The organism is Flavobacterium sp. AC267, from assembly GCF_979258715.1.
On record NZ_OZ409875.1, the window covers coordinates 1486642 to 1511448 of the forward strand.

Consider the following 24807-nt stretch of genomic DNA (forward strand, 5'->3'; position numbering starts at 1 on the left):
AATAATCTATTTTAAATATTTTTAGAAAATAACTCTATTGACCTGCTCAAAAGAATTTTTGTAATAAGCTTCTTTTGTTGAAGAAATAATGACACCTTTTGAAGTAGAAGAATGTACAAATTTAACTTCATCAGAATTGACTTCTGTAATTAATCCAACATGATTGATCTGTTTGCTTTTGTTGGTTTTAAAGAAAATAAGATCACCTTTTTTGGCATCATTCAGCGGAATTACTTTTCCAACTTTTGCCTGATCGTAAGAACTTCGTGGAAGCTTAATGTTTTCACTTTCGAAAGTCGTGTAAACTAATCCAGAACAGTCAAAACCACTTTTTGTTGTTCCTGCGACTTTATAGCGAACACCAATATTGTCTGTTGCTTTTTCAATTAGATTATTAACCAAGGATCTATTTGCTTTTTTAGATTCACTTTTTGATACGGCTGTTGATGTTGACTTACAAGAAGTAAAAGTTATTGCCAAAATCAGAAAAATCAGTACTCTTTTCAAAACCTTAAATTTTATTTTTTTAAATCTGCAACGATCAGTTCTGCTGTCTTTTTGCTTGCTCCAACTCCTCCAAGTTTTTGTTCCAAAATATCATAGTTTTGCAGTACTCTTTTACGATATTCTGGCTCTAATAGTTTTTGAAGCTCTTCTTTAATTCTTTTGGTATTACAATCAGCTTGAATCAATTCGGTTACCACTTCTTGATCCATAATTAAATTGACAAGAGAAATGTATTTTAAAGTAATAATACGCTTCGCGATTTGATAGGAAACCTCGCTTCCTTTATAACAAACCACTTCGGGAACTTTAAAAAGTGCTGTTTCAAGCGTTGCTGTTCCAGAAGTAACTAAAGCAAGCAGTTGAGGAACGCAATAAATCGTATGTTTTATTCGAAACAAATGCAATGTTTTTATTTTTCAGGAATTGCTGATAGAATTCATATTCCTGACTCGGTGCACCGGCGATCACAAATTCATACTCTTGAAAATCATCAACAACACTCAGCATTACGCTTAGCATTTTGGTAATTTCCTGTTTACGGCTTCCAGGTAAAACAGCAATTATAGGTTTCTCTCCTAAATTATTTGTGGCTCTAAAAGAAGTTTCGTCAAAAGCAGGCTGATTTTGAATAGCATCGATTAAAGGATGTCCGACAAAATCAACTGGAAATTGATGTTTGTCTTCGTAAAAACTTTTTTCAAAAGGCAAAATAACAAACATCTTGTCGACATCCTGTTTGATTGCTTTGATGCGGTTTTCTTTCCAGGCCCAAATTTGAGGTGAAATATAATAATGAGTTTTGTATCCTAATTCTTTTGCCCATTTTGCAATTCGCATATTAAAACCAGGGTAATCAATAAATATTAAAACATCTGGTTGAAACTCCAAAATGTCTTTTTTACAGATTTTAATATTGTTTAAAATGGTTTTCAAATTAAAAACCACTTCAATAAAGCCCATAAAAGCTAAATCTCGGTAATGTTTTACAAGGGTTCCGCCTGCTTTTTGCATTAAATCGCCTCCCCAAAATCTAATATCTGCTTCTGGATCTTCAGTATACAAAGCTTTCATTAAATTTGATCCGTGTAAATCTCCAGAGGCTTCACCTGCAATTATGTAATACTTCATGTTGGTTTTTTTGAAAATGTGCTAAAGCTGTAAACAGCAATTATTGTAACAAAGCAAAGATAAGATTTAAATAACTAATGTAGAAATTGCCAAAACAATCACCGCTAAAATTACGCCTCGAGCCATTAATTCTTTGTTTCTTTTTAAAAGAATTGCAAATACAGCAAGATCTAAAAGCGTTCCCAGTGTAATGATTTTTCCAAGATATCCCTGCTGTTTTATGATATGAAGACCAGAAGAAATGTCAAAAGTTGTAAAAAACGTGACAAACAGGTAACTTCCTAAAAGAGCTGTAAAAATTCCGATTATAAAACCGACAAGTATTTCTTTAATCATTTAATTTCCAAGTATTAAGTTGTTGAATAGAGTGGTGTGCCGTAAGGTCAAATTGTACTGGAACAACAGAAATATAGCCGTTTTCCAAAGCCCATTCGTCTGTGTCTTCGCCTTGATCTTCGTTTACAAATTTGCCGGCAAGCCAGTAGTAATCTTTTCCAAAAGGAGTTTGTCTTTTGTCAAATTTTTGCGCGTAATAAGCTTTCGCTTGACGACAAACTTTGATGCCTTTAATTTCTGTTTCTTTTAGTTTCGGGAAATTGACATTTAGAACAACTCCAGGCGGTAATTTATTAGCTAAAGTTTCTAAAGCTATTTTTTTAACGAATGATTTAATTGGTTCAAAATCGGCATTCCAGTCGAAATCTAAAAGAGAAAAACCAATTGCCTGAATACCTTCTATTCCAGCTTCAACGGTCGCACTCATGGTTCCGGAATAAATGACATTTATAGAAGAATTTGATCCGTGGTTAATACCAGAAACGCATAAATCAGGTTTGCGTTTTAAGATTTCATTTACTGCCAGTTTTACACAATCAACGGGAGTTCCAGAGCAACTGTATTCTGCAATTGTGTCATCTTCTTTAGAAATTTTATCTAGAAATAAAGTGTTGTTAATTGTAATAGCGTGGCCCATTGCGCTTTGCGGTTTGTCTGGCGCAACAACGATGACTTCGCCGATCGTTTCCATAACACTGATAAGTGCTCGTATTCCAGGGGCTAATATACCGTCGTCATTGGTTACGAGTATTAAGGGTTTTTCGGCTTTCATTTTATGAATATTATGTGTAATTTTAACAATTGTAAGATTTTAAAAACAAATGTAGTGACAGATTTCTCGCGATAAGTCACAAATATTGTAAATTTTGTCAACTAAGTTAAAGAACTTTTTTGCGAATTAAACATTTTTATATCTTTAACAAAAAATTATCGTGACGTTAGCTCTCGTGGCATAGTTTTTAACGTAACTTAGATAAAAAAATTGATGAATGCTATTATAAAGTTTATGAAAAGAAATTATAAGATACTCATTGCCGTATTGTGCTTATCGCTTACATTGTTTGCATTTAAAATGAATGCCGATAGAACAATCGACCCGGATCCGAATAGAGACAAGACACTTTTAGAGTTACTAGCATTTGTTATTGAGAAAGGACATTACAGCCCAGCAGAAATAAATGATGAATTCTCAAAAGGTATTTTTAAAGATTATATTGAAGCATTAGACCCTTCAAAAAGATTTTTCCTTCAGTCGGATATTGATGAATTTAAGCAGTATGAATTGATGCTTGATGATCAATTTTTGAATAAAGATATTACTTTTTTCAACCTAACTTATACAAGGTTGATGAAACGTATGGAAGAAAGTAAAAAGCGCTATAAATCGATTTTGGCACAGCCATTTAACTACAATGTTGATGAAACTTTTGATGCCGATTACGAAAAAATCCCTTATGCAAAAAACTTAAACGAGATTAATGAAAGATGGAGAAAACAAATTAAGTTATCTACACTTTCTTCTCTTGTAACAAAACAAAAAATCGAAGAGGAAAAGAAGAAAAAAGATGCAGACTTACAAAGAAAAATCTTTTGAAACTTTAGAAAAAGAAACTCGTGAAAGTTCTTTAAAATCTCTAGATGATAATTTCAGCGTAATTAAAGATTTAAATAGAGAATATTGGTTTTCAGTGTATTTGAATTCGATAATGACTCGTTTTGATCCGCATACAAGTTATTTTGCACCTGAAGAAAAAGACCGTTTTGATGTAAATATCAGTGGTAAATTGGAAGGTATTGGAGCGCGTTTGACTAAGAAAAATGATTTCACTCAAATTGATGAGTTGATTTCTGGTGGACCTGCTTGGAAAGGAAAACAACTAGAAGCTGGTGACTTAATCTTAAAAGTTGCTCAAGGAAATGAGGAACCTGTAGATGTTGTTGGAATGCGTTTAGACGATGTTGTGAAGAAAATTAAAGGTCACAAAGGAACTGAAGTTAAATTGACAGTTAAAAAAGTTGACGGAAGTATCAAGGTAATTTCAATTATCAGAGATGTGGTTGAAATTGAAGAAACGTATGCTAAATCAAGTATTGTTGAGAAAAATGGTTTGAAATATGGAGTGATTTATCTTCCTAAGTTTTACATCGATTTTGAAAACAAAGACGGACGTGATGCAGGAAAAGATATCGCTCTTGAAGTAGAAAGATTGAAAAAAGAAAACATCAACGGGATTGTTTTAGACGTACGTGATGATGGTGGTGGATCTCTTTCTACAGTAGTTGATATTGCTGGTTTATTTATTGAAGAAGGACCAATTGTTCAGGTTAAATCTGCTGGTAAAAAGAAAGAAGTTCTATACGATAAAGACAAAAAAATCGAATGGGATGGTCCGTTAGTAATTATGGTAAATAGTTTTTCTGCTTCGGCTTCTGAGATTTTGGCAGTACGCAATTCAGGATTACAAACGTGGCGTAATTATTGGAAGTAAACAAACCTATGGTAAAGGAACGGTACAGAACGTACTGGATTTGAATCAGTTTGTTCGTAATGCGAATTACGGAGATCTTGGAGCTTTGAAAATTACAGGACAAAAATTCTACAGAATCAATGGTGGTTCTACTCAATTAGAGGGTGTTCATAGTGATGTTGTTATGCCGGATCGTTACGCTTACCTAAAAATGGGTGAAAGAGATATTGATAATGCAATGCCATGGGATAAAATTGATCCAGCGGATTACAGCACTTGGACTTCTAGTGAGAATTTTAATAAAGCTATTAATAATAGTAAAAGTAGAATCGCTCAAAACGCTCAATTTAAATTGATTGATGACAATGCTAAATGGATTGATGTTAAAAACAAAGAAAATACATATAGCTTAAACATTAATAGTTTTAAAGCAACTCAGGAACAAGTAGAAAATGAAGGCAAGAAATACAAACCAATTTCAGATTATAAAAATGATTTGATCTTTAAATCACTGCCTTATGAAGAAGCTGAAATGAAAGCAGATGCTACTTTAAAAGAAAAAAGAGATGTATGGCACCAAGCTTTGTCTAAAGATGTTTATGTGGAAGAAGCATTAAATGTTTTAGATGATTTGCAAACAAAAGGTTTGGTAAAAAATAACAACGTTTCTCCTAAAATGAAAAAGGATAAACTTGTAAAGTCTTAAGTTCTAAAAGAATTTAATTTGTTAAAAAAACGCTCTATAAATTTTTGAATTTATGGAGCGTTTTTTTGTAAGTTTAGCCCTTAATTAATATTCTATGAAAAGTTGTATAGGTTTAGTTTTGATGAGTTTTGCGTTATTATCTTGTAAAAAAGAAAATGTAGAAATTAAAGATAAGAAAGAGATCAAAGAAAGTGTTGTCGAAAATGCAGTTGTTCCTTTTGCTGAAAATTCTACTAGCACAGATTCGTTATATACTGTCGCTTATCTTCCAACATCAACAACAAAGCAAATTGTAAAGCATCAATATTATACCCTTTCTTACAATGAAAAGTTTGAGCAGGCCGAATGGGTTGCTTATGAATTAAAGAAAGAATATTTGAAAAACCACGATTATAAGAGGCCTTATTTTATAGAGGATCCAAAAGTAACCACAGGTTCTGCAGATTGGAGAAATTATAAAAAATCGGGTTACGATAAAGGTCATCTTTGTCCGGCAGGAGATATGGAATTTAGTAAAGATGCTTATAATGATACTTTTTATACTTCGAATATTTCTCCTCAAAAGAAAGAATTTAATGCCGGAATTTGGAATAGGCTAGAGCAGAAGACACGTTATTGGGCGGGAAAACACAATGATATTTATGTAGTCACAGGTGGAATTCTGAAAGATTCGGACAAAAAAATAGGAACAGAAAAAGTTGCTGTTCCTAAATATTTCTATAAAATTGTTTTAGCTAAATCGGGTAAAGAACACAAGGCAATTGCTTTTTTAGTTCCAAACGAAAAAAGTGACCAATCAATTTATGATTTCGTTGTTCCCATCGAAACTTTAGAAAAAATGACTGGAATTGATTTTTTTCCGAATCTTAAAAACTTAAAAAGTAGTAAGGACTTTTAATTCTTCAATTGTTGCTGTTGGATTTTCGGCTTTAAAAACAAAGCTTCCTGCAACTAATATATCTGCGCCGGCTTCTACTAGTTGTTTGGCGTTTTTACTGGTAACACCACCGTCAATCTCAATAAGTGTTGATGCATTTTTGCGGATAATTAATGCTTTAAGCTTTCTTACCTTATCATAAGTGTTCTCGATAAATGATTGTCCGCCAAAACCTGGATTTACACTCATAATACAAACCACATCAATATCGTTAATAACGTCTTCTAAGAGATCAATATTGGTATGAGGATTCATCGCTACTCCAGCTTTCATTCCTTCTGCTTTGATAGCTTGAAGCGTTCTGTGTAAGTGTGTGCAGGCTTCATAATGTACCGTTAGTCCATTTGCACCTAAATCAGCGAAAGTTTTAATGTAACGATCGGGATCAATAATCATTAAATGCACATCAATATATTTTTTAGCATGTTTTGAGATTGCCTCTAAAACCGGCATTCCAAAAGAAATATTCGGTACAAAAACTCCATCCATAATATCGATATGAAACCAGTCAGCCTGACTGTTGTTAATCATTTCGATATCGCGCTGTAAATTAGCAAAATCTGCCGCAAGAACTGAAGGAGCAATAAATGTCTTTTTCATTTTGTTGTAGTGTGTTGTTTTTTTACAAAGATAATCGTTTAACCGCAATGCGCGCAAAGATTTTTGATTTGCGAGTTTCTTTAAAAAAAAACGCAAAGTTCGCAAAGCTTTGATTTTCTTTAAATAAAGAACAAAAAACTTTGTGAACTTCGCGTATTCCTTTGTGTCTTTGCGGTAAAAAAAAACTCTCAGGAAAAAAATAAAAAACTCCGGTAATCAGCCGGAGTTTCAATCATCAATCAAAAAACGAACAGTCAATCAAACTGTTGTTTATCGTAAAATTCCAATTTTAAAAACCCAAATTCCAATTGTTAGTTGGAATTTGGAATTTAAAAATATTGCAATTTATATTATTTATCCTAAGTAAGTTTTAAGGATTTTACTTCTTGAAGTATGTTTCAATCTACGAATTGCTTTTTCTTTAATTTGACGAACACGCTCACGAGTTAAGTCGAAAGTTTCTCCAATTTCTTCTAGAGTCATTGGGTGCTGATCGCCAAGACCAAAATACAAACGAACAACATCAGCTTCTCTTGGAGTTAATGTTTCTAATGAACGCTCAATTTCAGTACGTAAAGATTCGTGAATTAATTCTCTGTCAGGATTTGGAGATTCACCAGAACGTAATACATCATAAAGGTTAGAATCTTCTCCTTCAACAAGAGGTGCATCCATTGATAAGTGACGACCAGAGTTTTTCATAGACTCTTTTACGTCATTTACAGTCATGTCAAGTTCTTTTGCAATTTCCTCAGCAGAAGGCGGACGCTCGTTAGACTGCTCTAATAAAGCGTACATTTTGTTGATTTTATTAATAGAACCAATTTTGTTTAATGGTAAACGTACAATACGAGACTGCTCAGCCAAAGCTTGAAGAATCGATTGACGAATCCACCATACAGCGTAAGAAATGAATTTAAAACCACGAGTTTCATCAAAACGTTGTGCTTGCTTTAATCAAACCTAAGTTTCCTTCATTAATTAAATCTGGAAGAGTTAATCCTTGATTTTGATATTGTTTAGCCACCGATACTACGAAACGCAGGTTGGCTTTTGTAAGTTTTTCTAAAGCTCTTTGATCACCAGCCTTTATTCTTTGTGCTAATTCTACCTCTTCATCAGCGGTAATTAGGTCAACTTTTCCAATTTCTTGTAGATATTTATCTAACGATGCAGTTTCACGATTCGTTACCTGCTTGGTGATTTTAAGTTGTCTCATGTTGTTGTCTCCCTATTTTTTAAAGTGTACAAATGGTTATACGTAAGCAGTATCAAAAAAGTTACAAAAAGATAAAAAAAAATTCAAAAAAAAATCTCCACTACTATGCGGCAATGGAGATTTTGATTTTTTATCAAGCTTTTTTTAATTGATAGAAGCGTCTTTTACTTCAATAAATTCCTTAATTGAGACAGGGATTCCGCTCTTTGTAAAACCTTCTAATCTTATTTCGAAATTTCCTGAGACATCTGAAGTATAAAAAGAATTATTGGCTTGATTTAATTTTACTTCGGGAGCCCAGAATAATTGATTTCTATAATCAGGAATTCTAGCTTCATCTGTTTGGTTTGCATATTCAATTTTATTGTAAATCTTTTTTGGCTTCGGACTTAAAATTGCCGTTTTTACGATTGAACTTCCTGTTTGAGTGCTAACAAAATTTTTATCGAAAGTAGTAAAACTAATTAATCCGTTAAATGGTTTTGACCCCACATAATAGCGCCCAATAATTACTTCTATTTTGTAAACGTTTTTCATTGGGTAATTCATCAACTCATTCTGGTTTTCCAAATACAAACCGTCAACAAGCACCAAAGCAGGTTCTGGTAATTGAGGAAAAACACTCGGATCGTTTACATGCAGGTAATTTTTTCCGTCTTTTTGTCTGATGAAAATATCAGTTGCAACTTCAACAGATGTTTCTTTTAGCGTTTTAAATCTCGTGTAATCATCTAAAACGTATTGTTTTGCCAGCGGCGAATAAAAAGGTTCTAAAGTTGGAATTTTCGAAATATTATCGACTTTTTTATGAAAATAAGCATTTTCAATCTGCGTCGCAATTGATCTTTCTACAATGTTTTCTTTTAAAACATAAGACAAATCAGATGCTTCAGGAAAAGACAGGCCGGCATAATTAATTGCAGGATCATCATTTAATGTCAAAGTGTAATTCTCTGCTTTTTCATCTAGAAGCTGTACGGTTATATTGGAAGAATAATAGACATCTTTTAGGTAAAAAATAAAGTTTCCGTAGGCATCAGTCTGCGAAATTTCAAAAGTGAAAGATTTTCCAGGTAACGATAAACCGACAAATTTTCCATTTATAATATCGGTGCCGTTTTTTGAAGTTATTTTTCCAGAAACTACTTCTCCACGAACTTCGGGTAAGACTAATTTATTAGTTTGATTTTGAAGATTAATTAGATTTGTTTCTTTTGAGGAAGAAGAAAAATCGGTCGCTGTTGATTGATTTTTATTGGATAAATTGTCAATTTTACGAACAGATAAAGAATAGTTTCCATCTTCATACGCGGCATTTGTAGATTCTATTTTTAAATCTACTAATTCGCGATTTGCAAACGCCTTTTTAGAAAGTCTAAATTTTATGTTTGGATTTGTACTTGCGGTGTTTTCTGTATTTACAGCTGAAACCGTTTGAGTTGTTGGCGGAATCAAATTTCCCGTATTCAATTTTTGTTCAGCACCATCTTTTGCTTTAAACGGATTAATTATCTTAATATCTATCTGAAAGTAATCAGAAACTTTTTTGTTCAGCATCCAAGTCGTGTAACTGATTAGTTTGTAATTCCCAGTTTTTAGAGTTGTTGGTATAAAAAAGTCACCTTGACCTGTACTATTTTTTAAAGCAATTTTGGTTTTAAAAACCGATTTTTTACTTTCATCTACCAATTCAACGTAAGCAATTTTGCTAATGGTACTCGGTGTTTTGTCTGATGATTTTAGACAGTAAATTTTAAACAAGATCGTTTCTCCAGAAACAAATGTCGAAGCATTTGCATGGGTAAATACCGTTTCGTCTAATGTAACGTTTTGCTGTGCGGTCGCTTAATTGTGTATTTATCAATACAAACAATACTATAAGGTGTTTTATTCTATCCAAAATGAAGGTATTACGTTTGATGAAAATGATGTACAGTCTCCGCATTCTACAGGAACCATGTAGTAGAATGAGCCTTCTACATTGTATTTGTAACTAATTGTGTTAGAATTAAGACGGTCAATTAAAACGTTTCCACGGCAGGGAATAGGCTGGCTTAAACCAAAACAAAATTTATACTCTTCTTCAGTACAATCTGTAAAATAAGGCGGAAGCACTTCGCCAGGAAAAAGGTCTGCATAATTAAAGAACATTCTTTTAGACGAAAAAGAAGAAACTTCAAAAAATCCAATCGCTTTTTGATCTGTATGAGAAATACACTTAATATTTCCATTGATAAAACCAGGTTGTTTTGGAGATAGCACACTTCCTGAACTTGATATTTCTTTCATAGTTCTACGAAATACATACGACTCTAAACTTTGTACATATTGTTTAACTAAAATACTGTAACGATGACTGATAATATAGTTTTGGTCGCTTATAAAACGAACAGGAAAATTAACACGGTCTTCTTGCAAATCTGTAGTGCTTGTTAAAATAATTTCGTTTGATGATTTTGTACTGTAACAAATTCTTGTGTTAGGATCGTTTGGTTCTAAACCTACTGTACGAGGCTCTGGTTTTACAACAAGTTTTTCTTGTCTGTAAACTGGTGCAATAATTTTATACGTTTCATCATATTCATACCTATAATATTTTGAAGTATTTGTGGGGTCATAATTGGTCACTCGTATTTGAACACCACGCCCTTCTTTACTGTCTGTAACTACCGCAGGAACTACATCTAATATCGGATTTTCTGTAGTCAATGTTTCATTAGAAGATTCGTATACTTTTCCATCTTTAGTTTTAATTTCTAAAGTGTAAATTGTATTTGCAGATGCTTGAAAAGGAGTTTCAGAAACATACACGCCGTCTTGTTCTCTAAACGGATAAATTGCCCCTTGATTATCTTTTACTACAACCGTTGCTCCAGTTTCATTTAATACGCCAGTATCTTCTAAACGAGCTGTTTTAGAAATTTTTATTTCATGAGTTTTTAGTTCATTTGTTATCGTTGCTTCAACAACCAATGCTTCTTCATAAGTATCAGATTGTAAGGCGTAGTTTTCGGCACAGCTGGAAAGTAAAATACTAAATAGCGACAGAAGGATGGGTTTATTTTTAAATAATGTTTTCATGATATTTGAATCCATTTTGGATATTAAAATTTAAAATTATAAGTAATACTAGGAACAGGAATAGAAAAAATGGATGTTTTGTATCCTTTTACTTTTCCAGTTTGATCTGTTACAAAATATATCGAATAAGGATTGTTACGTCCTAATACATTGTAAACAGATATGTTCCAGAAACTATGTGCAAGCTTTTTTATCTTATGATTTCCTTCAATATTAATTCCGATATCTAAACGAATATAATCTGGAATTCGGTATTTATTTCTGTCGCTGTAAAGAGTGTATTCTGCACCTCCGTAGTTATAAGTTCCAATTGGGAAAGTAATTGGTCTTCCGGTTTGATATAAAAAGTTTGTTGACAAGCTATATCGCTTTGTAAATTTATAATTTAATACAGCGCTCAAATCATGCGGTTTGTCAAAATTTGAAGCAAAATATTTTCCATTATTTACTTTTTCTTCATTAAACTGACCGTCAAGTTTTATAAGCGATCTAGAATAGGTATATCCAATCCATCCATTTAACTGTCCGACTTGTTTTTTAATAAGGAATTCAACTCCGTATGCTTTTCCTTCACCTTGTAAAAGTTCTGTTTCTACATTTTCATTTAAAAGTAATTGCGCTCCAACTTTATAATCCAAGATGTTTTTAGATGTTTTATAATACCCTTCAAGACTAAGTTCATATTCTTCGTCTTTTAAATTTTTATAAAGTCCTAAAGATACCTGTTGTGCACTTTGTGGTTTTACATTTGTATCTGATAATTTCCAAGTATCAGTTGGAGACTGGGTAACATTACTAGATAAAAGGTGAATGTACTGTCTTGTTACATCATAACTTGCTTTTATCGAGAAATCTTCAGCAAAGAAATATCTCGCGACGATACGAGGTTCGAGTCCGCCATAGGTTTTTACAACCTCATTATTGTTATAATGCTCAGTCCTTATTACAGTTGCATCATTTAAAGGTAAGCCTTCTTGGTAAATATTAACGTCGGCGACTCCTAAAGAGGCATAGAATGAATATCGTAAACCTAAATCTATTAATAATTTGTCACTGAATTTAAAATTATCCGATAGATAAATTCCAGATTCCAGAGCTTTTTCTTTGGCAATATCTGTTGCTATTAAGGTAGCTTCAGGGTTTGTTGGGTGCTGATATCCTGGAGATATATTGTACAATTTGCTTGCAATTCCGTAAGAAAGATTATGTTTCTCATTTAGCCCGTAATTAAATTTCAGCTGTAATTGAGACTCGTTAATTTTATAACCAAAATCAAATGAATTAACGTCGTCAGTATTGTAATCGATATTAAATTTATATTCACTATTTGTGAAAATAAGTGCCGATTTGTGTTTTTTACTATAAGTATGATCCCATTTTAAAGAAGCTAACCTATTTGTGTATTTGAAAACAGAATCTGAACTTATTGCAAATTTATCATTACTGTAATATACTGTAGCTTCTAAATTATTATTGGCACTTAACGCATTGTTGTATTTTACAATTGCGTCATAAAAACTAGCTTGGCTGTTTTTTAAATTTTCATCATCTAATGTTTTCAAAATCCAATCAGAATAAGTTGCTCTTCCTCCGAAAAGTATACTCGATTTATTTTTTTTGATTGGAGTTCCAAAACTTAAATTTGATGTAACGGGACCAATAGCACCCTCACCAGAAAATTTCTCAGGATTTCCGTTTTTGGTTGTAATGTCAAATACAGATGATAATCTTCCTCCAAAATCAGCAGGAATGCTTCCTTTATAAATGTCTGCTTTTTTTGCAGTGTAAGGATTAATTGCAGAGAAGAAACCTAAAAAGTGCTGTGGATTATAAAGTACAGCATTGTCCAGAAGGATCAAATTTTGATCTTCCTTTCCGCCTCGAACATTAAATCCTGCAGATCCTTCTCCGGTTGTTTTAATACCCGGAAAAGTTGTAGCAACTTTTAAAATATCTCGTTCTCCTAAAATTAAAGGAACATTTTTCATTCCCTCAATATCAATAGAAACTAAGCCCGAAATAACAGATTCAGTAGTTTTTTGTCCTTTCTTTTTAATTACAACTTCATCCAGCTGGTTCGATTTTTCATTAATATTAATGTCTAAATTGCCGTCATCATAGACCACTACGGTTTTTGTAACATCTTTATGACTTAGCGATTTAATTTCAATAACATTTGTTCCTCTAGGAAGCTGTAAGGTGTAATTACCATCTAAATCTGTTGTAGCGTTGATGTTTTTATTTCTAACCTTAATATAAATGTTTGGTTCCGCTTTACCAGTTTCTTCATTTCTGATCGTTCCAGTAATTGTGAAATTCTTTTTAGTTAAATCACTATTTTCTTTACCGATAAAAACAATTGCCGACTTTTTATTAACGCTATAATTGTTTAACGAATCATACTGCTGATAAAAAACAGGATTGGCAGAACCGCTTTTGTTGTTGTTCGCGGCTTCTGATGGTTCGTCAGGGAAAAATCCTGTTGGCAGGCTTTCATGAATTGTCTGATTAAGAGTTAAGATGATTTTGTTTTTTAAAACAATAAAATTCAAATCCGTCTTACTTAATAATTTGTCCAGTAATTCATCAACCGTTACATTACTGTAAGTTTCGGAAATTAAAGTTTTGTTTGAATCCACCCAAACAGGATCAAAGTAAAATTTGTAAGAAGTCGAAGCCTCAATGGCTTTTAGAGCTTCTGATAAGGTTTGGTTATTAAAAGTTATAGATATTTTTTCATTTGTATTTTGGGAAAATGAAAAATTACATGATAATATAATAACAAAGGCGAGTATAATTTTTTTCATGCAGTTTTTATTTTTCAGTCAAAAGTGAGTTATTGATATATTTCATTAAATTTTTCATGAATAAATTGAGGTCAGATCTTCTAAGTTCTCTATTCATATCATAAAACTCATTAATGTTTTTCTTTTTCTCTGGGAATATTTTAATAATCTCACTTTTACTATCCACTGTATACAGCGATTTTTTATAGGCTAAGAGATAATTGTTTTTAGGTTTAAACTGGTAGAAAATACCATCTTCTCTAACAATTTTGTTTATTGTTTTACTGTATTTAATATAAAAAGTAAAATCTGGAGTACTTTCTGTAACTTCGTAATAACCTGTAGTGAAGCCTGCTAAGTTGTATTGTTCCTTATTTAATTTGACAAAATTTCGATCATACAAAGAGAAAGAGTCTACTTTTTCTTTTACAAGGCTGATACCAATTAATTCTGATGCGCCAGAAGGATTTAAAATCAAGATATCTCTGTAGATATCATATTTTAATTGCGTTTCATAATACAATTGTCCTTCAAAAGCCAAGGTGCCTTTTTCGAACTTGTCGTCTTTAAAATAAATGGTACTTCCGTCTAAAGTAGTGTACGGATTGGTGTGGAGAATTCCATTATTTATGTCAAGATTGTTTTTCCCAACACTGTTGTCAAACCAATTGTAAATTTCAATTTCTTTAATACTTTGGCTATGAATGGAATTAATGCTTAATAATAATCCAAATAAAGTTAGGAATATTATCTTTTTTTGATAATTTTTCAAAGGATTCTGTGGTTTAATGATTTGTTTTGGTAGGTGTTCAAAAGTATAAAAAAAGGTTACAAATAAAACGTGAAATTGTTAAATTGTGATATTTTTTTTATGTTTTCATAGTTTGCCTTATATTATTGTAGTAGTTTAAGGTAATTGATGAAAAATTAAACAGAAAAAAAGGAGACGGCTGTAAAACGAAAAACCCCAATTCAATTAATGAATTGGGGTTTTCTATGAATAAACCTTTAGTAAACTAAGATCTGATTACTCTTTTTTCTCCTCACGTGGAGGTCTTTGTAAAAGTGCTTTTCTTGACACTTTTTCTTTTTTAGTTTTAGGATCAACACCTAAATACTTCACTTCAAATACATCACCCATGTTAACAACATCCGTAACGTTTTCAGTGCGTTCCCAAGCTAATTCAGAAACGTGTAATAAAACTTCATTTCCTGGCGCGACAGTATATTCTACAACAGCTCCAAAATCTAACATTTTAATTACTTTTACTTCATAAGCTTCTCCCATTTGAGGTTTGAAAGTGATTGACTTAATTTTAGCCAATACTGCTTCAATTCCAGCAGGATCTGTACCTAAGATTTCGATAACACCTTGCTCATCAACTTCATTAATAACGATAGTTGTTCCTGTAGCTTTTTGTAATTCTTGAATTACTTTTCCACCAGGTCCAATTAATGCTCCAATAAAGTTTCCAGGAATAGTTCTAGTGATAATTTTTGGTGCATGAGCTTTAACGTCAGCTCTTGGAGCGACGATAGTTTCGGTCAATTTTCCTAAAATATGCATACGTCCGTCACGAGCTTGGTTAAGAGCTTGTTCCATAATGTCATAACGTAAACCATCAATTTTGATATCCATTTGACAAGCTGTAATACCGTCTGCAGTTCCAGTTACTTTAAAGTCCATATCTCCTAAGTGATCTTCATCACCTAAAATGTCTGACAATACAGCAAATTTCTCACCGTCAGTAATTAATCCCATAGCAATTCCAGAAACTGGTTTTACCATTTGAACTCCAGCATCCATCAAAGCCATTGTTCCAGCACAAACTGTTGCCATAGAAGAAGAACCGTTAGATTCTAAAACTTCAGAAACAACACGAATTGTATAAGGACAATCTGCAGGAATCATATTTTTTAAAGCTCTTTGAGCTAAGTTACCGTGACCAACTTCTCTTCTTGAAGTTCCTCTTAATGGTTTTGCTTCACCCGTAGAGAAAGGAGGGAAGTTATAGTGTAAGTAGAATTTCTCTTCACCTTGCTCGCTAGGCGAGTCGATTTGGTTTGCTTCTCTAGATGTTCCTAAAGTTACAGTTGCCAAAGCTTGAGTTTCTCCACGAGTAAATAAAGACGAACCGTGAACTCTTGGTAAATAATCAGTTTCACACCAAATTGGTCTGATATCTGTAGTTTTTCTACCATCTAAACGAACACCTAATTCTAATACTACATTACGAACAGCTTCTTTGTTTGTTTTGTAGAAATATTTAGAAACTAAATCGCCGTCAGCGACTAATTCTTCTTCAGTAAATAAAGCTTTAACTTCTTCTTTTACTTCAGCAAATGCGGCGCTTCTTTCGTGTTTAGCCGATCCAACTTTTGCAATATCATATATTTTATCATATGCGCAGCTTTTACTTTTTTGTAAATTTCTTCGTTTTCTTTCTCACCTTCGTAAGTACGAATTTCTTTTTTACCAAAAGCGACTTGTAAACGCAATTGTGCGTGAATTTGAACTTTTATAGCTTCGTGAGCAAATTTGATAGCTTCTACCATTTCTGCTTCTGAAATTTCTTTCATCTCTCCTTCAACCATTGCAACAGAATCTAAAGAAGCTCCAATCATCATATCGATGTCAGATTTTTCTAAATCTTCTCTGCTTGGGTTAATAACAAATTTTCCGTCAATACGTGCAACACGTACTTCAGAAATTAAGTTATAAAAAGGAATATCTGAAACAGCTAATGCAAGCAGATGCGACTAAACCAGCTAAAGCATCAGGCATAACAGTTTCGTCATGAGACATTAATTGAATCATAACTTGTGTTTCAGCATGGTAATCGTCTGGGAAAAGCGGACGTAAAACACGGTCAACTAATCTCATTGTTAATACTTCGCTGTCGCTTGGACGTGCTTCTCTTTTAAAGAAACCTCCTGGGAAACGACCAGTCATTGCAGCAAATTTTTCGCGATAATCTACCGTTAATGGTAAAAAATCAACATTTGGGTTAGCGGTACGTGCAGATACTGCTGTTGCAAGTATCATCGTATCGCCCATTCTTACTACTACAGAACCATCAGCTTGTTTTGCTAAACGTCCTGTCTCGATTGTGATGCTTCTTCCATCACCTAAATCGATTTTTTCTACAAATAATTGTGGAATCATAAATTTTTCCTTATTGGTTATACAATGGGTTTTAGTTGTGTTGTAGTTGTTGTTGTGTGTAGTTGTTGTTTCTAAAACCCAATGAAAAACCAAACTTTTTTTTATAAAATGCTTGTAATGTAAAAACAAAAAGAGGCACTTTCGCACCTCTTTTCTATATTGATTATTTTCTGATATTCAATACTTTGATAATCTCACGATATCTGTTGATCTCTTTCTTTTTCAAGTAATCTAACAACGATCTTCTTTTACCTACTAATAGTACTAATGAACGCTCAGTATTATAATCGTGACGATTTTTTTTCAAGTGCTCAGTTAAGTGGCTGATTCTGTAAGTAAACAATGCGATTTGAGCTTCTGCTTTTCCAGTGTTTGTTGCTTCACCGTGTTGCGCGAAAATCTCTTCTTTCTTTTCTTTAGTTAAATACATTCCAATATTATTTAATGATTTTTATGTATGTCGTACATCTTTTGTAAGACGGTGCAAAATTAATACTTTTTTTTTGAAAAATAAATTTTTATTGCATCTTATTTTGCCATTATCGTTATTGGTAATTTATAAAGTGCTCTAACAGGAATGCCTCTTATCTTTCCAGGATTCCATTTTTGTGCTTCTTTAATCAATTGTATTGCATTTTCATCGATGCCAAAACCAATACCTTTTATTATTTTTGGTTCCACTAGATTTCCTTCTTCATCCACTATAAAGCTCATATATATTTTTCCAGAAACTTTTCTGGCTTCAAAAGGAATGTGCATTGACTTCCCAATATAGCTATAGAATGAATTTATTCCATTTTTAGGACTTGGTTTAAGGTATTTTGTGCCGTACGAGTGTTTTATATTTAAAGAATCGGTGGTGACGCCTGAAACTAATTCTCCATTTTTATACATTTCAATAAAACTTGATTTGTTCTTAAAATTCTTACCTGTCCAAGTGCCGTCTGGTACGCCATTTTTTATTTGACCAGATTGTTCACTGTTTTCACTTTTATCAGCATAATATCCATTTCCATCCGCAACAATTCGTTCTTTTTCCAGATTCCAAAAGTTATTAATTTTACCTTCATCTCTAGCTTTTTTATCTTCAGAAAAATCAATCTCAGATTTTATATTTCCATTTTCGTACCAGTTGTATTCCCTTCCTGATTTTTTATCTTTTGCATAATTTACAGTATATTTTTTATTCCCATTTTCATAATAAGAAACTGCTTGTCCCTCATTTATCATAACATCTCTGTTTAAAGTGACGGCAATAAATTTTAATTTTCCTGATTTGTAATAATCGCGATAAACATAAGACTTTTTATCAGAGTAATATTCTTCAATAAGTCTGGTATATTTATAATTTTCAGGATCACTCGGTACCCACATCGAGTCAAGGTAAATCAGTTTGTTTCTTTGCGACTTGCTTTTGCGAAAAAGCTTTGGATGAAATGAGCAGGAGGAATGCTAAACGTAAAATTAGTTTCATAGAGTAGTAAAAATAAATAGTACGCCAAAGTAATATTTTTAATACAAACCAGCAAAGAATTCTCTTTAACAAAATAACAATTTTCAGTATCTGAAATAAATAGATTAATGAAGTGAATGTAAATAAGGCCTTACTTTAATTTCTGAATTTTTTTACCAGCATTTTTTTCATTTAACGACGAATAAGAAAATTTCACATTGTTTTCGTCGGTACTAAAGCCGGAGATTAGAATTCCGTTATTGTAATTATCACTAAAGGAAATTTTTCTTACGCTGTCATTTCCCAGCCAGACACCTTGTTTTAAGCCGTCTTTAATAGTTCCTTTTTGAGTTACAGATCCATCGGTTTCTTTGTATTCTCCGTTTCCATCAGCTACAGTTTGGCTTTTATCCTCTTCCCAGTAATTAAGAATCAAAGTTTGGGATTTCTTTGTTTTTGGATCCCAAATATTTTGTTTCTCCCATTTCTTACTTTGATTTTCGTACCAATTAATTTCTTTGCCCGATTTATTATCTTCGGAATAATTTACGACAGATTCTTTTGCGCCATTTTTATAATAGTAAATAAACTCTCCATCTTTTTTCAGATTATCTCTGTCCAAAGTGGCGCCAGTCATTTTCTTTCTGCCATTTTTGTAAAAATCAGTCACAACATATCTTACACTTTTTTGAGAATAATTGGTAATTACTCTTGTATAAGTGTAGTTTTCTGGTGTAGTTTCGCGATTTAAGGAGTCAAGAAAAATTTTTTTCGAGACCATGTTAATTTGAGCAAATAGATTGGCTGAAATTATCAGAAGCAGAAAAAGGAATGTGTTTCTAGTCATTCAGTCTATTTTTTCTATTAAAAATAGTCCTTCTAGAATAGTTTAGCAACTTCTTGATTCACAAATTCCAAAAATCTCTCGTCAGCTTCTGTAAACGGATCAATAACATGGCTGTCAATATCGATTTGTCCTATATTAACTCCATTAACAAATAACGGAACTACTATTTCTGACTTAACGGTAAAACTGCAGGCAATATAATTATCTTGCGCTTTAACATCCGGCACTACAAAATTGGCGTTGCTTTCTGCTACCTGACCACAAATTCCTTTTCCGAAAGGTATAACAGTATGATCTGTTTCTGCCCCAACATAAGGTCCTAAGTGTAAAGTCTTAGCCTCATGATTGGCAAAATAAAAACCAACCCAGTTGTAGTATTCTATATTTTCATTTAAAAGCTGACATACAGCTAATAATTTTTCGTCTCTATTTGATTCAGTGCCAGCAATAATGGTACTTATTTTTGGTTGTAATTCTTGAAATGTCATGATGTAAAATTTTATACAAAAGTATTTAAAGCTGAACTCAAAAAATACATAAATTTGAAAAAAAATTCTCTTGAAAAAATATTTAGTTCAGTTTAAGCCATTTTTACTTTTTGTAAGCATCTTTTTCTTGACATATATTGTTCTGACTTTGCTTTATAAATTCTATTTAAACAGTTATCAAGCCAATGATCTTGACGGTATAAGCATGATTACAGGCGCCAATACAGAGCAGTTGTCTGCAGTTTTTTAACTATGATGTCAGTATTCAAAAAAGTATTCAGGACCCGTGGTTAAAAATTATAATTAACGAAAAATATGTAGCTCGTATAACAGAAGGTTGTAATGCAGTGAGTGTAATGATTCTTTTTGTTTCTTTTGTTGTCGCCTTTTCTGGAAAGTTTAAAAAGACTTTAATGTTTATACTCTTTGGGCTTATTTCTATTTATATTTTAAATGTTATTAGAATTGCATTTTTAACGGTTCTTGTATTTTATTTTCCAGCACAAAATGACTTTCTTCACGGAATTGTGTTTCCATTGATCATTTATGGATATGTCTTTGTTTTATGGATTTTCTGGATTAATAAGTTTTCAAAATATGCTAAATAGTTTAAGAGACAATAAGTTTAAAATCGTAATTGCAATACTTGTTGTAATGGGATTTGCATTGATAAGAGTTTTTGAAAAACAATTGTTCTATGATCCTTTTTTGAACTATTTTAAAAATGATTTTCACAATCTGCCATATCCTCAGGTTGAAGAATTGAAGCTTTTTTTCGGACTTTTATCTCGTTACTTTTTAAATTCGGTTTTGTCTTTGGTATTGATTTATACATTATTTCAAGACCGAGATATTTTTAAGTTTAGCTTGATTATATATAGTTTGTTTCTAATAGTGCTTTTGGTAATGTTCTATACAATTCTAGAATATTTTCCTCATGCTGGCTGGCTTCTTTTCTATGTAAGAAGATTCATAATTCAGCCTATTTTAGTGCTTTTGTTTATCCCTGGATTCTACTATCAGCTCCAGAATTCTAAAAAATAACATTTATTTTAGTTTTTTATCGATTGTTTTTTGAATAGCTTTGCGAGCATGAATTTAAAAAAGTGTACAGGACTGTTTTTAGCGTTCCTTTTATTGGTTTCCAATATTGGGTTTGCTTTTGATGTGCACTATTGCGGAGGAAAAATTGCTTCCGTTTCATTAAATACAACAGTAGAGCCGGTAGTAGAAAAAAATGTCATGCGGTTCAAAAGAGAAAAAGAATTCTTGCTGTAAGGATAAAATTGTTCATTTTGAAAAAAAATCGGACAATGCAACTTTCAAATTTTTCTTTTTTCAGTTAGCTTTTCCAGCTGTTTTTCAAGACTACAAACCTTTAGTCTTTTTAGCGCTTCCAAATTTTAAAAAGAAAGAAGTCCTTTCGTATTACTCTGATGCGAATGCTCCCCCCTTATTTAAATTATATCATCAGTATATTTTCTATTCCTGATTTTAATGTGAAAGATGCAGTGCAAGTTTTGTCTAAAAACTTCGCATTTACATTTTGATTGGTTTTGTTTCAAACAAACATCAAAAATGTAATTCTATTCAACATTAAAATCATTTTTATGAAAAAAATATAATGCTTTTTATGGCGTTTTTGTTTTCCGTTGTCGCTTTTTCGCAGGAAGATTTAGAGGAAGTAAAAATCAATAAAAAGCAAAAAGGAATTAAAAAATCCTTCACAGTAACAGCCAATACATCTCTAATTACAAGTAAGGAACTGCTTAAAGCAGACTTGTTGTAATCTGGCCGAAAGTTTCGAAACAAATCCATCAATCGACGTCAATTTTTCTGATGCTTTAACGGGAACTAAGCAAATTAAAATGCTTGGTTTAACCAGTCCTTATTTAATGATTACCGAGGAAAATATTCCTTCTGTTCGAGGGGCTTCTCAAGCTTATGGTTTATCATTTACACCAGGAACGTGGATCGAAAGCGTTCAGATTACCAAAGGTGCAGGAAGTGTTATAAACGGCTACGAAAGTATTTCTGGTCAAATCAACACAGAACTTTTAAAACCTTTGAGTGATATTCCTTTTTTCTTGAATGCTTATGGTTCAACAGATTCTCGTTTTGAATTAAATACCCATTTTAATAAAAAGCTATCCAATAAATGGGCTACAAGTTTATTTGTTCACGGAAACACACGTGTGGCAAAAAACGACATGAACAATGACGGATTTTTGGATAATCCTTTAGGGAAGCAAATCAATGTTTTAAACCGTTACCAATATTACAATCCAGAAAGTGGTTTGGTAAGTTTTATCAATTTCAGGTATATGAATGATAAAAAACAAACGGGAGAAGTTGATTTTGATAAAGACCGCGACCGTGGCACGACCAATTTGTGGGGATCTGAAATTAACACAGAACGTTTTGATGTGTCAACAAAAATAGGTTATGTTTTTAAAGACATGCCTTATCAAAGTATTGGTTTTCAAAATGCTTTCAACACTCATAAACAAGATTCTTATTTTGGTTTAAATCTGTACGATATCAAACAAAATAGTTTTTATTCTAATTTGATATTCAATTCTATCATAAACAATACAATGCATAAGTTTACGACTGGTTTGAATTTTACCTACGATCAATATCAGGAATTTGTGAATGTTACTGATTACAGCCGAATCGATAATTCGGTTGGAGCATTCTTCGAATATACTTATGATAATACCGATAATTTTAGTTTGATTTTAGGTGGAAGAGTTGATAATCATAATCGATTGGGTTTTTTTGTAACTCCGAGATTGCACATGCGATATAATCCTTGGAAAAACGGCGTTGTTCGTTTTTCTGCCGGAAGAGGAAAACGTACAGCTAATATTTTTGCCGAAAACCAACAGCTTTTTGCAAGTTCCAGAGCATTTTCAATTTTGGATTCCAGCGGAAAAGTATATGGTTTAAATCCAGAAATTGCTTGGAATTATGGGGTGAGTTTTTCACAGAAATTCACTTTATTCAATAGAAATGCAGACGCAGGTTTTGATTTCTACCGTACCGATTTCCAAAATCAAGCTGTAGTAGATTTAATGCAAAGTCCGCGACAAGTATTGTTTTATGATTTAAAAGGAAGTTCATTTGCAAACAGCCTTCAAGTGGAGTTTAATTACGAGCTGATTCATAATTTAAATTTAAGAACGGCATACAAATATTACGACATCCAAACCGATTATTTGAGAGGTACATTTCAGCGTACCATTGCAGGCTAAACATCGTTTCTTGGGTAATTTAGAGTACGAAACAACCTTGAATGATGATAAACAATGGAGGTTTGATTTTACTTATAACTGGTCAGGAAAACAACAATTGCCTTATACGGCTTCAAATCCTGAGGCAGATCAATTTCCAGATTTCTCACCTGCCTATGCTGTGATGAATGCACAGGTTACCCGCGTTTTTTCTTCTGTTTTTGAAGTGTATATTGGAGGAGAAAACATTGGAAATTACAAACAAGAAAAAGCAATTTTAGGTGCAGAAAATCCTTTTGGACCAAATTTTGATGCGTCTGTAGCATACGCGCCAATTTTTGGACAAATGTATTACGCAGGATTAAGATTTAAAATTAAATAAACAAGCAATAGTAATTGCAGTAATAAATTTCGATAACATTAATAATAAATAAGATGAACAAGATAGTTTTAATCGCAATGATTACTTTTTTAGGATTTTCGGCTCAGGCTCAAACTAAAAAAAATAAAAATTTAAAATACACAACAGAAGTAAATGGTAACTGCGAGCAATGTAAGAAACGAATTGAAAAAGCGACTTATGGTGTTCCAGGCGTAAAAACTGCCAGCTGGGATATAAGTTCACATCAGCTTTCGGTAATTTTAAACGAAGAGAAATCTTCTCCTATAGATTTAAATACTGCAGTTGCCAAAGCGGGGCATGATACAAAAGAAGTTAAAGCGACAACAGCAGATTATGATAATTTACATAGTTGTCGCAAGTACGTAAGAGAATAATTATTTTTTAAGCCCAAGCATTAGTTTGGGCTTTTTTTAATAGTTAATTTATGTTTAAAATACTGCATTTTATTGTGGTTAATGTAAATTATTGTTACTTTCACGAACTTATATAGATAACCAACTTCGTTTTATGAATAATTTTGATTGGACCCAGTTAATAAACCCTGAATTTTACATTACTTTAAGTGTCGGAGGTTTTCAGATTGGGTTGTTTATTGTGCTGTTTATAGTATTTGCTGAAACAGGGCTTTTTGCAGGTTTTTTTCTGCCTGGAGATAGTTTGCTTTTTTTAGCAGGTATTTATAGCCGCGACTTAATTGAAAATGTCTTAATTATTCCTAACGATTTTTTAAATGTGTTATTACTTTCAACTGCAGTTGCGGTAATGGGAGTTTTAGGAAATATGACAGGTTATTGGTTTGGAGCTAAAAGCGGTTATTATTTGTTTAAAAAAAGAAGATACGTTTTGGTTTAAGAAAAAATATTTACTTCAATCAAAAGATTTCTTCGAGAAATATGGAGGTAAGGCGATTATTTACGCAAGATTTCTTCCGATTTTTAGAACATTTGCTCCAATAGTTGCAGGAATCGTTTCGATGGACAAGAAGAAGTTTATGTTTTTTAATGTGTTAAGTTCTTTTCTTTGGTCATTCATATTGATTTTTGCAGGGCATTATTTGTATGGCATCTTTTTAAAACAAGGAATAGATTTAAAGAAACATATTGAATATATCATTATAATTATTGTTATCATATCAACGTTTCCAGTCTTAGTGAAACTCTTAAAAAAAGAGACCAAGCGAAAAAATATAAATACAAAAAAGTCCGAAGCTTCAAAAACTTCGGACTTTTTTATTTCCCTATTCAAGGTGGATATAATTCTATTTGTATAAATGAATTCTTTAGTGTTTTAATATAGCCCACGGTTTTAACCGTGGGCTATATTAAAGAGACCAAGCGAAAAAATATAAATAAAGAAAAGTCCGAAGCTTCAAAACTTCGGACTTTTTATTTCCCTATTCAAGGGAGATATAATTCTATTTGTATAAATGAATTCTTTAGTGTTTTA

At 32.3% G+C, this 24807-nt stretch carries 17 protein-coding genes and 7 pseudogenes; 9 read left to right on the top strand and 15 right to left on the bottom strand.

Features of this window, described 5'->3' with window-relative positions; all coding sequences use genetic code 11:
- Window positions 1-21 precede the first annotated feature (21 nt).
- From ACZZ95_RS07825 to surE, 4 genes and pseudogenes are all read right to left on the bottom strand, one after another.
- A complete protein-coding gene (locus ACZZ95_RS07825; RefSeq protein ID WP_463468634.1) occupies window positions 22-507 on the bottom strand; it encodes a C40 family peptidase in 486 nt (161 codons plus the stop codon).
- Between the two features lie 11 nt (window positions 508-518).
- Window positions 519-1635: pseudogene (lpxB, locus tag ACZZ95_RS07830) on the bottom strand (lipid-A-disaccharide synthase).
- Window positions 1636-1701: 66 nt separating this feature from the next.
- Window positions 1702-1971 carry a hypothetical protein gene (locus ACZZ95_RS07835; protein ID WP_463468635.1) on the bottom strand — a complete coding sequence of 90 codons (270 nt, stop codon included), beginning with the start codon at window positions 1969-1971 and terminating at the stop codon, window positions 1702-1704.
- A complete protein-coding gene (surE, locus tag ACZZ95_RS07840) occupies window positions 1964-2743 on the bottom strand; it encodes a 5'/3'-nucleotidase SurE (protein WP_463468636.1) in 780 nt (259 codons plus the stop codon). Before surE ends, ACZZ95_RS07835 begins: the two co-directional genes overlap by 8 nt.
- Window positions 2744-2956: 213 nt before the next feature.
- Here surE and ACZZ95_RS07845 point away from each other — a divergent pair.
- Window positions 2957-5145: pseudogene (locus tag ACZZ95_RS07845) on the top strand (carboxy terminal-processing peptidase).
- A 94-nt stretch (window positions 5146-5239) separates the two neighbouring features.
- Window positions 5240-6043: a DNA/RNA non-specific endonuclease gene (locus ACZZ95_RS07850; RefSeq protein WP_463468637.1), complete on the top strand. Its 804-nt coding sequence runs from the start codon at window positions 5240-5242 to the stop codon at window positions 6041-6043.
- On the opposite strand, the gene rpe is transcribed toward ACZZ95_RS07850, so the two are convergent.
- From rpe to ACZZ95_RS07905, 11 genes and pseudogenes are all read right to left on the bottom strand, one after another.
- Window positions 6020-6682 carry a ribulose-phosphate 3-epimerase gene (gene rpe, locus ACZZ95_RS07855; RefSeq protein ID WP_463468638.1) on the bottom strand — a complete coding sequence of 221 codons (663 nt, stop codon included), beginning with the start codon at window positions 6680-6682 and terminating at the stop codon, window positions 6020-6022. The genes ACZZ95_RS07850 and rpe overlap by 24 nt on opposite strands.
- 354 nt (window positions 6683-7036) lie before the next feature.
- Window positions 7037-7901, bottom strand: a pseudogene (locus tag ACZZ95_RS07860) (sigma-70 family RNA polymerase sigma factor).
- Window positions 7902-8045: 144 nt separating this feature from the next.
- On the bottom strand, window positions 8046-9662 hold the full coding sequence (locus ACZZ95_RS07865) for a hypothetical protein (RefSeq protein ID WP_463468639.1): 1617 nt from the start codon (window positions 9660-9662) through the stop codon (window positions 8046-8048).
- 126 nt (window positions 9663-9788) lie between these two features.
- Entirely contained in the window at window positions 9789-10982 is a 1194-nt protein-coding gene (locus ACZZ95_RS07870; protein WP_463468640.1) for a DUF4249 domain-containing protein, read from the bottom strand.
- Window positions 10983-11005: 23 nt separating this feature from the next.
- Window positions 11006-13789 carry a TonB-dependent receptor gene (locus tag ACZZ95_RS07875; RefSeq protein WP_463468641.1) on the bottom strand — a complete coding sequence of 928 codons (2784 nt, stop codon included), beginning with the start codon at window positions 13787-13789 and terminating at the stop codon, window positions 11006-11008.
- 7 nt (window positions 13790-13796) lie between these two features.
- Window positions 13797-14540, bottom strand: a complete 744-nt coding sequence (locus ACZZ95_RS07880; protein ID WP_463468642.1) for a hypothetical protein — start codon at window positions 14538-14540, stop codon at window positions 13797-13799.
- Window positions 14541-14795: 255 nt separating this feature from the next.
- Window positions 14796-16934 (bottom strand): annotated as a pseudogene (locus ACZZ95_RS07885) (polyribonucleotide nucleotidyltransferase).
- Window positions 16935-17097: 163 nt separating this feature from the next.
- Window positions 17098-17364, bottom strand: a complete 267-nt coding sequence (gene rpsO, locus ACZZ95_RS07890) for a 30S ribosomal protein S15 (RefSeq protein ID WP_041516556.1) — start codon at window positions 17362-17364, stop codon at window positions 17098-17100.
- 98 nt (window positions 17365-17462) lie between these two features.
- On the bottom strand, window positions 17463-18308 hold the full coding sequence (locus tag ACZZ95_RS07895) for an energy transducer TonB (RefSeq protein ID WP_463468643.1): 846 nt from the start codon (window positions 18306-18308) through the stop codon (window positions 17463-17465).
- Window positions 18309-18538: 230 nt separating this feature from the next.
- Window positions 18539-19168 carry a toxin-antitoxin system YwqK family antitoxin gene (locus ACZZ95_RS07900; protein ID WP_463468644.1) on the bottom strand — a complete coding sequence of 210 codons (630 nt, stop codon included), beginning with the start codon at window positions 19166-19168 and terminating at the stop codon, window positions 18539-18541.
- A gap of 98 nt (window positions 19169-19266) precedes the next feature.
- A complete protein-coding gene (locus tag ACZZ95_RS07905; protein WP_463468645.1) occupies window positions 19267-19722 on the bottom strand; it encodes a GAF domain-containing protein in 456 nt (151 codons plus the stop codon).
- 70 nt (window positions 19723-19792) lie between these two features.
- On the opposite strand from ACZZ95_RS07905, the gene ACZZ95_RS07910 reads away from it, so the two are divergent.
- From ACZZ95_RS07910 to ACZZ95_RS07940, 7 genes and pseudogenes are all read left to right on the top strand, one after another.
- Window positions 19793-19972 (top strand): hypothetical protein, encoded by a 180-nt coding sequence (locus ACZZ95_RS07910; RefSeq protein ID WP_463468646.1) that lies wholly within the window; start codon window positions 19793-19795, stop codon window positions 19970-19972.
- Between the two features lie 25 nt (window positions 19973-19997).
- Window positions 19998-20330 (top strand): exosortase family protein XrtF, encoded by a 333-nt coding sequence (xrtF, locus tag ACZZ95_RS07915; RefSeq protein ID WP_463471639.1) that lies wholly within the window; start codon window positions 19998-20000, stop codon window positions 20328-20330.
- Window positions 20320-20766, top strand: coding sequence for an exosortase F system-associated membrane protein (locus ACZZ95_RS07920; protein ID WP_463468647.1), 447 nt, complete (start codon window positions 20320-20322; stop codon window positions 20764-20766). Before xrtF ends, ACZZ95_RS07920 begins: the two co-directional genes overlap by 11 nt.
- Window positions 20767-20814: 48 nt before the next feature.
- A pseudogene (locus ACZZ95_RS07925) lies at window positions 20815-21214 on the top strand (HYC_CC_PP family protein).
- A 132-nt stretch (window positions 21215-21346) separates the two neighbouring features.
- Window positions 21347-23340: pseudogene (locus ACZZ95_RS07930) on the top strand (TonB-dependent receptor plug domain-containing protein).
- A gap of 53 nt (window positions 23341-23393) precedes the next feature.
- Entirely contained in the window at window positions 23394-23735 is a 342-nt protein-coding gene (locus tag ACZZ95_RS07935) for a heavy-metal-associated domain-containing protein (RefSeq protein ID WP_463468648.1), read from the top strand.
- 133 nt (window positions 23736-23868) lie between these two features.
- Window positions 23869-24631: pseudogene (locus tag ACZZ95_RS07940) on the top strand (DedA family protein).
- Window positions 24632-24807: the final 176 nt, after the last annotated feature.